At 70.3% G+C, this 11109-nt stretch carries 10 protein-coding genes and 1 riboswitch; of the genes, 8 read left to right on the forward strand and 2 right to left on the reverse strand.

All coding sequences use genetic code 11. The annotated features are described in order from the left end of the window. Window positions 1–26: 26 nt before the first annotated feature. Genes AB0I21_RS47005 through AB0I21_RS47015 form a run of 3 tightly spaced genes read left to right on the forward strand, consistent with a single transcriptional unit; the run spans window position 27 to window position 4177 of the window. Entirely contained in the window at window positions 27–2783 is a 2757-nt protein-coding gene (locus AB0I21_RS47005; protein WP_360570902.1) for an alpha/beta fold hydrolase, read from the forward strand. Then, window positions 2780–3664, forward strand: a complete 885-nt coding sequence (locus tag AB0I21_RS47010; RefSeq protein ID WP_360570904.1) for an ABC transporter permease — start codon at window positions 2780–2782, stop codon at window positions 3662–3664. Before AB0I21_RS47005 ends, AB0I21_RS47010 begins: the two co-directional genes overlap by 4 nt. A 36-nt stretch (window positions 3665–3700) precedes the next feature. After that, window positions 3701–4177 (forward strand): hypothetical protein, encoded by a 477-nt coding sequence (locus AB0I21_RS47015; RefSeq protein WP_344514266.1) that lies wholly within the window; start codon window positions 3701–3703, stop codon window positions 4175–4177. Window positions 4178–4234: 57 nt separating this feature from the next. Here the strand turns inward: AB0I21_RS47015 and AB0I21_RS47020 are convergent, their stop codons facing one another. After that, window positions 4235–5161, reverse strand: coding sequence for a glucosyl-3-phosphoglycerate synthase (locus AB0I21_RS47020; RefSeq protein WP_360570906.1), 927 nt, complete (start codon window positions 5159–5161; stop codon window positions 4235–4237). Window positions 5162–5269: 108 nt separating this feature from the next. Continuing rightward, window positions 5270–5408: riboswitch (SAM riboswitch) on the forward strand. A 10-nt stretch (window positions 5409–5418) separates the two neighbouring features. Between AB0I21_RS47020 and thrC the strand changes: the two genes are divergently transcribed. Together thrC and AB0I21_RS47030 are read left to right on the forward strand one after the other, a co-directional pair. After that, complete coding sequence (gene thrC, locus AB0I21_RS47025) at window positions 5419–6687, forward strand: threonine synthase (protein ID WP_360570908.1); 1269 nt, start codon at window positions 5419–5421, stop codon at window positions 6685–6687. Between the two features lie 382 nt (window positions 6688–7069). Then, window positions 7070–8095: a GNAT family N-acetyltransferase gene (locus AB0I21_RS47030; protein ID WP_360570910.1), complete on the forward strand. Its 1026-nt coding sequence runs from the start codon at window positions 7070–7072 to the stop codon at window positions 8093–8095. On the opposite strand, the gene AB0I21_RS47035 is transcribed toward AB0I21_RS47030, so the two are convergent. Next, window positions 8084–8578 carry a helix-turn-helix domain-containing protein gene (locus AB0I21_RS47035; protein ID WP_360570912.1) on the reverse strand — a complete coding sequence of 165 codons (495 nt, stop codon included), beginning with the start codon at window positions 8576–8578 and terminating at the stop codon, window positions 8084–8086. The genes AB0I21_RS47030 and AB0I21_RS47035 overlap by 12 nt on opposite strands. A 51-nt stretch (window positions 8579–8629) precedes the next feature. Between AB0I21_RS47035 and AB0I21_RS47040 the strand changes: the two genes are divergently transcribed. The 3 genes from AB0I21_RS47040 to AB0I21_RS47050 form a co-directional block, all read left to right on the forward strand. Then, on the forward strand, window positions 8630–9886 hold the full coding sequence (locus tag AB0I21_RS47040) for an MFS transporter (protein WP_360570914.1): 1257 nt from the start codon (window positions 8630–8632) through the stop codon (window positions 9884–9886). Window positions 9887–10275: 389 nt separating this feature from the next. Then, a complete protein-coding gene (locus tag AB0I21_RS47045) occupies window positions 10276–10479 on the forward strand; it encodes a cold-shock protein (RefSeq protein ID WP_203848689.1) in 204 nt (67 codons plus the stop codon). A gap of 385 nt (window positions 10480–10864) precedes the next feature. Further along, window positions 10865–11109, forward strand: a 245-nt coding sequence (locus AB0I21_RS47050) for a TCP-1/cpn60 chaperonin family protein (protein WP_360570916.1), incomplete at its 3' end; no start/stop codon positions are given.

Consider the following 11109-nt stretch of genomic DNA (forward strand, 5'->3'; position numbering starts at 1 on the left):
CAACATGCGTTGCGTACGTTTGGCCGATGCGTCTCTTACCGCGTCTCAACCGGCGCAGGGTCATCGCCGGCTCGGTGGCCGCCCTGCTGCTGGTCGGCCTGGTCGGCTGGGCGGTCATCCCCTCGCCCGCCACGTTCACCACCCAGGAGCAGCGCATCACCGTGCGCACCGGCCCCGACGACGCGACCGAGGTGACCCTCGACACGACGCTGTACCTGCCGAAGAAGAGCGGCAAGAAGCCCGCCATCCTGCTCGCGCACGGGTTCGGCGGCACCAAGCGGAGCGTGAAGTCCGACGCCGAGGACTTCGCCGGCCTCGGCTACGCCGTGCTCACCTGGACCGCCCAGGGTTTCGGCAACTCCACCGGCGAGATCCACCTCGACAGCCCCGACTGGGAGGTCAAGGACGCCCAACGGCTGCTGGACTGGCTCGCCGCCCGGCCCGACATCCAGACCGACGCGTCCGGCGACCCTCGGGTGGCGGCGGTCGGCGGCTCGTACGGTGGAGCCCTCGCCCTCCTGCTCGCCGCGCACGACAAGCGGGTCGACGCGATCGTGCCCATGATCACGTGGAACGACCTGTCGCGGGCCTTCCTGCCCGAGGCCACCGGCAAGGACCCGTCCGGCGGCGTGTTCAAGAAGCAGTGGGCCGGGCTGTTCTTCGGCTCCGGCAACGCGCTGACCGACAGCTCGGCGCTGACGAGCCCGGCCGCCCCGCAGCGGACCTCGACCGGCGACGCCCAGTGCGGACGGTTCGCGAAGGACGTCTGCGAGGCGTACCTCGACATCGCCACCACCGGGGAGGCCGACAAGGACGCGATCGCGCTGCTGCGCCGGTCCAGCCCGGCGTCCGTGCTCGACCAGATCAAGGCGCCCACGCTGCTCGTACAGGGGCAGGTCGACACCCTGTTCCCGCTCAGCGAGAGCGACGCCAACGCCCGCGGCATCGCCGCCACCGGCACCCCCGTGCGGGTCGCGTGGTTCACCGGCGGGCACGACGGCGGCACCGGGCCGCAGTCCGAGGTCGACCGGCTGCGGTACCTGACCGCGCAGTGGCTCGACCACTACGTCAAGGGCAACGGCGAGGCGCCGCCGACCAGCTTCACCTATTCGCGCGTGTCGGGCCTCAACGCCCGGGGCCGCGGGCTCGTCACGACCGCGTCGTCGACGTCGACCTACCCGGGCACCGGCGGCACCTCCACCGCGAGCGTCGCCCTGATCGGCGTCCCGACGAGCATCGCCAACCCGCCCAACGGCACCCCGTCCGGGATCTCCTCGCTGCCGATCGCCAACATCGCGAGCCTGCTCGGCAGCGGCGTGTCCGCCGAGATCCCCGGCCAGCACGCTGATTACACCTCCGCGCCGCTGCCCGACACCCTCGACGTGGCCGGCGCGCCCACGGTCCGCATCCGGGCCGCGTCGCCGACCGGCGAGGCCGTGCTCTTCGTCAAGCTCTACGACGTGCCCGCCAAGGGCGCCCCGTCGATCCCGGACGGGCTCATCGCGCCGGTGCGCCTCACCGGGCTGCCGAAGGACATCGCCGACGCGCAGCCGGTCACCGTGACGCTGCCCGCGGTCGTGCACCGGTTCGAGGCCGGCAGCCGGGTCCGGGTCACCGTCGCCGCCGCCGACAGCGCGTACTGGTCGCCGCCGGACCCGCTCGTCTACCAGGTCGACGTCGAGGGCGCGCTGACCCTGCCCGACGTGGCCGGCACGCCGATCGCCAACCCGGACGTCATCTGGCGCTACGTCCTCGCCGCGCTCGTCGCCCTCATCGTGGTCGGGCTCGCCGTCGCGATCCTGGTCGCCCGCGCCCGCGCCCGGCGGATCGAGCGCCGCGTCGATCCCGACCACGTGGACACGCCGCTCGTCGTGCGGGGGCTGCGCAAGACGTACGGTGACTTCGTCGCCGTCGCGAAGGTCGACTTCACCGTCCAGCGCGGGCAGGTGGTCGGCCTCCTCGGCCCCAACGGCGCCGGCAAGACCACGTCGCTGCGGGTCCTGATGGGGCTGACCCGGCCGAGCCAGGGTGAGATCCTCGTCTTCGGCCACCAGCTCCTGCCGGGCGCGCCGGTGCTGTCCCGGGTCGGCGCACTGGTGGAGGGGCCCGGCTTCCTGCCGCACCTCACCGGTCTGCAGAATCTCCACCTGTACTGGGCGGCGACCGGCCGGCCGCTCGACGACGCCCACTTCGACGAGGCGTTCGACATCGCCGGTCTCGGCACCGCCGTCAACCGGCGGGTCAAGACCTACAGCCACGGGATGCGCCAGCGCCTCGCCATCGCGCAGGCCATGCTCGGCCTCCCCGAGCTGCTCGTCCTCGACGAACCCACCGACGGGCTCGACCCGCCGCAGATCGCCGAGATGCGCAAGGTCCTGCGCCGGTACGCGACCGGCGGCCGCGCCGTCCTGGTCTCCAGCCACCTCCTCGCCGAGGTCGAGCAGACCTGCACCGACGTCGTCGTCATGCACCGGGGCGAGGTCGTGGCCACCGGCAAGGTCGACGACATCGTCGGCGACTCGCCGACCGTCCAGATCGACGTGTCCGACGTGGACGCCGCCACGAAGGTCCTCGACGAGCTCGACGGCGTCCGCACGGTCATCCCGGCCGGCAGCAACGGCGGCCTGGTCGTCGACATCGACGGCGTGCCGCGCTCGGAGGTCGTCGCCGCGCTGGTCCGGGCCGGCGTCGGCATCGACCGGGTGACGCCGCGGCGGCGGCTCGAAGACGCGTTCCTGTCGCTCGTCGGCGGCGACACCAAGGCCAGTGGGGAGCGGTCATGAGCACTTCTTCGTCAGGTGTCGACGTGGTCGGCGGTGCGCCGGGGTACCGGCCGGGGGCGACTCTCTCGCTGTGGACGGAGATCCGCCGCCAGGCGGCCCGCCGCCGCACGCAGATGGCGCTCGGCTTCATGGTCCTGCTGCCGCTGATCATCCTGGTCGCCTTCCAGCTCGACAGCGGCGGCGACGACGAGGGCGGCAACAACGGCGAGTTCTCCCGCCTCGCCGACCTCGCGACCGGCGGCGGGGCCAACTTCACCCTCTTCACCCTGCTCGTCTCGTCCGGCTTCCTGCTGGTCGTCGTCGTGGCCCTCTTCTGCGGCGACACGGTGGCGAGCGAGGCGTCGTGGGGGAGCCTGCGGTACCTGCTGGCGATGCCCGTCCCGCGGGCCCGGCTGCTCGGCGTCAAGGTGACCGCGGCGCTGCTCTACTGCCTCCTCGCGGTCCTGGTCCTGGTCGGCACCGCGATGCTGGCGGGCACCCTGCGCTACGGCTGGGCCCCGCTCAACGCCCCCATCGGCGGGGAGATCGCCGCCGGCACGAGCGTCGTCCGCCTGCTGGAGATCGTCGGCTACCTGTGCGTGTCGCTGCTGGTCGTCGCCTCGCTCGCGTTCCTGCTCTCCGTCTCCACCGACGCCCCGCTCGGCGCCGTCGGCGGCGCGGTGCTGCTGCAGATCCTGTCCAGCATCCTGGACCAGATCACCGCCCTCGGAAACCTCCGCAACTTCCTGCCCACCCACTACAACGACGCCTGGCTCGGCCTGCTCTCCACCCCGCTGCAGACCGACGACATCGTGAAGGGCTGTATCGCCTCCCTCGCCTACGCCACCGTCTTCTTCTCCCTCGCGTGGTGGCGCTTTCTGCGAAAAGACGTGGTGAGCTGAATGCGTCTCGCGTACTGACCGGTAGGGTGCCGGTCCATGCGAACCTCGGCGCTCCGCGGTGCCTGGCTCCTCGTCCTCGGCCTCGCGGCGCTCTCCGGCACCCTCTACTACGACCAGGCCAACCTGGCGGCCTGGACCTCATACGTCGCCTCCTCCAACGCGATGAGCGGCCCCGCCGAGGCCTTCACCGCCCAGATCTTCACCCTCATCGGCGCCCTGGCCTCGGCGTCGGCGGCGTCGCTGGTCGCCGTCTGCGCCCTGCTCTTCGCCACCGGCCGCACCTTCGGCCACTGGGCCCTGCGCCTGACCGTGGTGCTGACCCTGGTCCTGCTGTCGCTGGTCGCGGTGGTCGTCGTGGTCGCCACCCTGACGGGCGACCCGCCGGCCGCGGTCATCGACACCCCGGTCTGGCTCCTGGCCGCCGAATGGCTCGCCGTCCTGACCGCCCTGGCCGGCGCCGCCATCACCACCTCGACGCTGTGGGGCTTCACCCCCGCCACCGACCCCCTCTGACCGCTTTTTCTGGCGGGAGCGACTGACCTTGCGCGTGACGTACAGGAGCGAAAACGGCTAGGCGAGCGGCTGCCGGTAACCCGGGATCGTGGTCATCGGGGGGCGGTCCGGGTGGGCGACCGGGTGGTCGGCGGGGGTGACCGTGCCGGTGCGCCTGACGAACTGGGTGAGCGTCGGCCAGACCGGGGCACCGGGGGTGATCCGGGCGTGGATGGTGTGCAGGATCGTGGCGGCCATGCGGCCCAGGGCCGCGGTGTCCTGGTGACCGTGGGTGCGCTGGCCGAGGTCGACCTGCGCGACCGCGTCCAGGCCGGCGGTGCGGTAGGTGTCGATGAGCAGGCCGGTCTCGACGCCGTAGCCCGCGGCGAAGGGCAGGGACTCCAGCAGGGAGCGGCGGGCCGCGTACTCGCCGGCGAGGGGCTGCACGACGCCGGCCAGAGCGGGGAAGTAGGCGTTGAGCAGCGGGCGGGCGGCGAGCTCCGTGACCCGCCCGCCGCCGCCGGCCGAGACGTCCAGGAGGGGGCGGTCGTAGAAGGCCTTCACCATCTGGGTGGCCGGGTCGTCCAGCAGCGGGCCGAGGAGGCCGGTGACGAAGTGCGGCCGGAAGTCGGTGAGGTCGGCGTCGACGTACACCAGGATGTCGCCGGTCGCGACGGCCAGGGCCTTCCAGAGCACCTCACCCTTCCCGGGTCGGGAGCCGGTCCCGGGGAGGATGTCGTCGCGGTGGTGGACGGTGGCGCCGGCCTGGCGGGCGACCTCGGCGGTCCGGTCGACGGAGCCCGAGTCGACCACGATGACCTCGTCGACGAGGGGCATGAGGGTGCGCGCGCCGGTGACGATCTCGGCGACGGTCGGCTCCTCGTCCAGCGCCGGCAGCACGACGCTGATCCGGGTGTCGCCCTTGCGGTCGTAGAGGTCGGCGAGGGGCCAGTCGCGCCATGTCGAGGTGCGCTTGGCGAACCAGTCCGCCGCGTCGGGATGCATGAGTGAAACCGTAGTCAGGTCCATCTCGTGAGATGACTCATACAGCGGCACCCGTGTCGGCCCTTACACTCGAATACGAACCACGCGAACAGCACGTCACAACTGAATACCTCATCCAGAGGGGCAGAGGGATACGGCCCGATGAAGCCCCGGCAACCCCTGCGACACGTCTCGACGCTGAGGCCGGTCGCGGTAGGTGCCAAATCCGTCCCGGTGCGCAAGGCCATGCACCTGGGAAAGATGAGAGGAAGGCCTCCATGACCTCGACGCTCGGCGTCTTCACCGACTCTCCCGCCCGCCACCTGGTCTGCCGTGGCTGCGGCGCCCAGTTCCCGCTCGCCGCGCAGCACGCCTGTTACGAGTGTTTCGGCCCGCTCGAGGTGGGCTACGACGCCGAGGCGCTCGGCCGGGTCACCCGCGAGCAGATCGAAGCCGGCCCCCAGAACATCTGGCGCTATGCGCCGCTGCTGCCGGTCGGCACCGACCCCGCCGGCCGCGTGACCCTCGACCCGGGGCTGACCCCGCTGGTCAAGGCGGATCTGCTGGCCAAGGAGCTCGGCATCACCGGCGCGCTGTGGGTGAAGGACGACTCGGCCAACCCGACCCACTCGTTCAAGGACCGGGTCGTCTCGGTGGCGCTGACGGCGGCGAAGGCGCTGGGGTTCACCCGCTACTCGTGCGCCTCCACCGGCAACCTGGCCAACTCGGTCGCCGCGCACGCGGCGCGGGCCGGGGTGCCGTCGACGGTGTTCATCCCGTCTGACCTGGAGCCCGGCAAGGTCGTCATGAGCGCTGTGTACGGCGGTGACGTCGTGGCGATCGAGGGGTCCTACGACGACGTCAACCGGCTGTGCTCGGAGCTGACCGAGACCGACGAGTTCGAGGACACGGCGTTCGTCAACGTCAACGTGCGGCCGTTCTACGCCGAGGGGTCCAAGACGCTCGGGTATGAGGTCGCGGAGCAGCTCGGCTGGCGGATCCCGGCGCAGGTCGTGATCCCGATGGCCAGCGGCGAGCTGCTGACGAAGATCGACAAGGCGTTCAGCGAGCTGGTGGAGATCGGGCTCGTGCCCGACACGGAGTGGACGGTGTTCGGCGCGCAGTCCGCGGGCTGCAACCCGATCGCGGTGGCGCTGCACAAGGGCACCGACGAGATCGTGCCGGTGAAGCCGACGGGCATCGCCAAGTCGCTCAACATCGGCGACCCGGCGGCCGGCGTCTACGCGCTGGAGTCGGTGCGGCGCACCGGCGGCTGGATGGAGTACGTCGACGACGACGAGATCCGCGCCGGCATCGAGCTGCTCGCCCGCACGACCGGCGTGTTCGCCGAGACCGCCGGCGGGGTCACCACCGCGGTGCTGAAGAAGCTGGTCGAGACCGGCAGGCTCGACCCGTCGAAGGAGACGGTCGTCTTCAACACCGGCGACGGGCTGAAGACCCTCGATGCGGTCGCCGGCACGGTCGGCCCGACGCACCGGGTCAAGCCCTCGCTGAAGTCCGTCCGCGAGGCCGGGCTGGTGAGCTGAGGTCCGGGCCATTTCGGCTGAGGGCTGATTTTTTCGCGCAACCCGCCGACGCCGTGACGGACGGTGTCGGCGCGGGTGCGGCTGAGAGAGCGCTTTCACTCCTTGGACGAGGGGCGACTCAGCCGATCGACGGAGCCGGTCGCGACGCAGTGTGACCGCGCTCAAGCCGTGCGTCTCGAAGCCACCCGGCGAGGGACTTGACGACCTCAGGACCGCGCGCCAGGATGCTCGGTGCGGGAGGACGTGTCGCCGCGAGGCCCGGACCCTGGTCCAGGCCCGCGACCACAACACCGGAGGTGTTGGCGAGCGTCCTCTCGACCATTTCCACCGGTCCCCATATATCTGTTGTCCGTCGATGCGTCTCTGCGCCACGCTGGCGGGCATGAGCCAGGACCTCAGCATCGTCGAGCTGGACGCCGATGACCCGGCGGCGGTCGACGCGGCCTTCACCATCGGTAACGAGGCGATCCTCGCCGACCTGCCGGACTTCCCCCCGAGCTGCCGGGCCGAGCACGAGGTCCGGGTCCGCCTGCCGATGCCGGGCACGGACCGGCACACGTTCCTGGCGTATCGCGACGGTCTCGCGGTCGGGCTCGTACAGGCGGATCTCCCGATATTCGACAATCTGAACAAATCGTTCCTCGACGTGCTGGTCCTGAAGGAGCACCGGCGGCGGGGCGTCGGGCGGGCGCTGTTCCGGCACGCGGTCGGCTTCGGCCTGGCCCGTGGCCGCACCTCGGTGATGGGCTTCAGCGTGATCACCGACGCCGGTGGCGCGCCGACCGGCTCCTCGGCGCCGTTCGCCGCGGCGCTCGGCCTGGACAACAAGCTCATGGACGTGCGCCGCCGGCTCGACCTGTCGACCGCCGACGATGCCGAGCTGGCGAGGATGCTCGCCACGAGCTGGCCGAAGGCGGCCGGCTACAGCACCGTCCAGTGGGGCAACACGCCGCCCGAGGAACTGATCGAGGACATGGCGCTGCTGGACAGCTCCTTCCTCGACGAGGCGCCGAAGGGTGACCTCGACCTGGAGGCGGAGAAGGTCGACGCCGATCGTCTGCGGCGGGTGTACGAGACGCGCGCCCGCTACGGTGCGCGCCCATACGAGACCGGCGTCATCCACGACGCGACCGGCCGGCTCGTCGCGTTGAGCGCGCTGCGGTTGAGCAAGACCGTCGACTGGCACGCGTGGCAGCAGATCACCCTGGTGCACCCGGCCCACCGGGGGCACCGGCTCGGCCTGATCTCCAAGCTGGTCAACCTGCAGGCCATGCGCGCGCAGGAGCCGGCGGTCCGGATCGTCGACACGTTCAACGCCGAGGTCAACTCGCACATGATCGCGATCAACGAGGCGATGGGGTTCCGCGCGCTCGACCGGTGGGCCAACTGGCAGACATCAGTCGCGTGAGCGGTCCTCGTACATCGCCAGGAAGATCGAATACGCCTGGCCGTGGGTCTGGTCGTTGTGGGCGTACTCGTCCAGCAACGCCTCGAACCTGTCCTGCAGCTCCTGCCACTGCTGCGGGGTGAGCCGCAGGCCGAGCCGCGCGAAGTTGGCCGATCCCGCCTGGTCCTGCAGCAGCGCCAGCTCCTGGTGGAACGCCTCCAGCATCGCCTCGTTGCTACCGCTGCCGCTGAGCTGCCACGACTTGCGGGTGGACAGGTAAGGCACCTCGCGGGAGCCGCGCGGCCCGCGGCGCTCCTCCTGGGGCACCAGGAACCCCGTCGCGACCAGCGTCCGGACGTGGTGCAGCACGGTCGCCGGGTTGGCGTCGAGCCGCTCGGCGATCTCCTTGTTGGTGAGCGCACGGTCCAGGCAGAGCCGGATGATGCGCAGGCGGACGCCGGAGGCGAGTGCCTTGGCCTCCGCGTCGGTCGCTGGTCGCCGCATCGTCCGAGTCTACCGATTGACTTTTCCCAATCGGTCATCGACAGTGGGTCCGTGAGACTGGGCCTGCTCCGCGATCACGACTTCCGGCTGCTCTTCACCGCCGACACCATCAGCCAGGTCGGCACCCAGGTGACCCTGCTCGCGCTGCCGCTCGTCGCCGTGCTCACGCTCGACGCGACCGCGCTGGAGGTCGGGGTCCTGGCGGCCTGCGAGACCGCCGCCTTCCTGCTGGTCGGACTGCCCGCCGGGGCCCTCGTGGACCGGCTCCGGCGGCGCGAGACGATGATCGTCGCCGACCTCCTGCGGGCGGTCCTGCTCGCCTCCGTGCCGCTGGCGTGGTGGAGCGACACGTTGCGGATGCCGCAGCTGTACGTGGTGGGCCTGCTCTGCGGGGTGTGCACGGTCTTCTTCGACGTGGGGTACCAGAGCTACCTGCCGTTCCTGGTCGGCAAGGACCGCCTGGTCGAGGGCAACGCGATCCTGGAGATGGTGCGCTCCACCTCCCAGATCGGCGGCCCCAGCGTCGCCGGCGGCCTGGTCAAGGTGCTCGGCGGCCCGCTCGCCCTCGCCACCGACGCGGCCAGCTACGTGCTGTCGGCACTGTTCCTGTGGCGTATCCGCAAGATCGAGGAGCGCCCGGCCCGCAAGCCCGACGCGCACCTCGGCCGGGAGATCCTGGAGGGCCTCCGGTTCGTCGTGGGCAACCGGCTGCTGCGGGCGATCTCCATGTGCACGGGCACCGGCAACTTCTTCGGCTCCATGTACGGCGCGATGCTGATCGTCTACTTCGCCCGGGATCTCGCCCTGTCGCCGGTGGTCATCGGCCTGTGGTTCAGCGTCACCGGGCTCGGCGCGCTGGCCGGCGCGTTCCTGGTCGGGCCGTTCGTGCGCTGGTTCGGGCAGGGGCCGGCGATGTGGATCTCGATGCTCGCGGCGTCCCTCGGCGAGCTGCTGGTGCCGTTCGCGCGCGACGACTGGCGGCTGTGGCTCGCGGCGGCGGGCAGCATCGTCTTCGGCGTCGGCGTCGTGGTCTACAACGTGACCCAGGTCAGCTTCCGGCAGACGATCACGCCCGACGACCTGCTCGGCCGGATGAACGCCACGATGCGGTTCATCGTCTGGGGCACGATGCCGATCGGCGGGCTCGTCGGCGGCGTGCTCGGCACCGCCATCGGCGTGCACGAGACCATCTGGGTGGCATGCGCCGGAATGCTGGTATCGGTGGTGCCGCTCGTTCTGTCACCCTTGCGGAAGCTCCGCGAGTTGACGTCCGCACCTTCCGCGGGCACGGAAGCAGTGCGGAAGTAGGCCGATCTTGCGGTGGTGACGGGTTGCGTGGTTCCAGTCGCGGCTTCCGGTCACCATCGCAAGGTCGGCGCTTCCTCGGTTCCCCGCAGTTTGGTCTGACGTTTTACAATTCCATGAACCGGACTATTCGACGTATGCCGATGTACTAGCCCTTTGTCGGACCGTCCAAGAAAGGTCCCATCGGAAACCTTTTGCGTGCGCATGAACCGTGACCTTGCTGTCCGATTTGGGGCTGTCGGGTCTCGGGTTATCTCGTGTACCGTCCGTTTCGGTCGTCGATCCTCGCGCCGGTGCCACGCTCATGGCCCGGCGTGCCGGCCGAGGACCTCAAGGCTGGTCCCCACAGCCAGCCGGAGTACGAAGAGGGACCGAAGCAGAGGAAGTGCACCGTGGCACAGGGCACCGTCAAGTGGTTCAACAGCGAAAAGGGCTATGGCTTCATCGCGGTCGACGGGGGGCAGGACGTCTTCGTCCACTTCTCCGCGATCGAGATGGATGGCTACAAATCGCTGGAAGACGGACAGCGCGTCGAGTTCGAGATCGCGCAGGGTCAGAAGGGCCCGCAGGCAGAGAAGGTTCGTCACCTCGCCTGACAGATCGTTCGTCCACCCCCGCCGGGGCACCGTCCTCATTGATGAGGAACGGTGCCCTGCGTCTTTTCCGCCATTGTTCGTGCCATTCATGCCTGATTTGTAGGCGTTTGCGCGCTTCGACCACCCTGGCCGTCACCTCGGGTTTGCTTGCACTCGACGGGCCAGAGTGCTAAACAGGAGTTGGCACTCGCAACAGGTGAGTGCCAACGGTCGGGGCGGTGCAGCGCCTGGGCGCGGGAGCGTCGAGGGGCTGGTCGTCGCGGGCTCATCCGGCCCGACCATTGAGGATCCCGCTGGGTCCTTGAAGGTGCGAAAGCAGGCGGTGAGCCGCCGGCCCCACGTGGGTCGCGAGGCGTAGCCGGAGTGTCCAGGAGGACAACGCCGAATGGCCAAGATTATCGCGTTCGACGAGGAAGCGCGCCGCGGCCTCGAGCGGGGCATGAACACCCTCGCCGACGCCGTCAAGGTGACGCTGGGCCCCAAGGGCCGCAACGTCGTCCTCGAGAAGAAGTGGGGCGCGCCCACCATCACCAACGATGGTGTGAGCATCGCCAAGGAGATCGAGCTCGAGGACCCCTACGAGAAGATCGGCGCCGAGCTGGTCAAGGAGGTCGCGAAGAAGACGGACGA

This window comes from Dactylosporangium sp. NPDC050588, assembly GCF_040654975.1.
Lineage (GTDB): Bacteria > Actinomycetota > Actinomycetes > Mycobacteriales > Micromonosporaceae > Dactylosporangium > Dactylosporangium maewongense.

Excerpts from the sequence above, each read along its gene's own strand:
- AB0I21_RS47005 (WP_360570902.1), top strand. The coding sequence starts at position 27 with ATGCGTCTCTTACCGCGTCTCAACCGGCGCAGGGTCATCGCCGGCTCG.
- AB0I21_RS47010 (WP_360570904.1), top strand. The coding sequence starts at position 2,780 with ATGAGCACTTCTTCGTCAGGTGTCGACGTGGTCGGCGGTGCGCCGGGG.
- AB0I21_RS47015 (WP_344514266.1), top strand. The coding sequence starts at position 3,701 with ATGCGAACCTCGGCGCTCCGCGGTGCCTGGCTCCTCGTCCTCGGCCTC.
- AB0I21_RS47020 (WP_360570906.1), bottom strand. The coding sequence starts at position 5,161 with ATGCATCCCGACGCGGCGGACTGGTTCGCCAAGCGCACCTCGACATGG.
- thrC (WP_360570908.1), top strand. The coding sequence starts at position 5,419 with ATGACCTCGACGCTCGGCGTCTTCACCGACTCTCCCGCCCGCCACCTG.
- AB0I21_RS47030 (WP_360570910.1), top strand. The coding sequence starts at position 7,070 with ATGAGCCAGGACCTCAGCATCGTCGAGCTGGACGCCGATGACCCGGCG.
- AB0I21_RS47035 (WP_360570912.1), bottom strand. The coding sequence starts at position 8,578 with ATGCGGCGACCAGCGACCGACGCGGAGGCCAAGGCACTCGCCTCCGGC.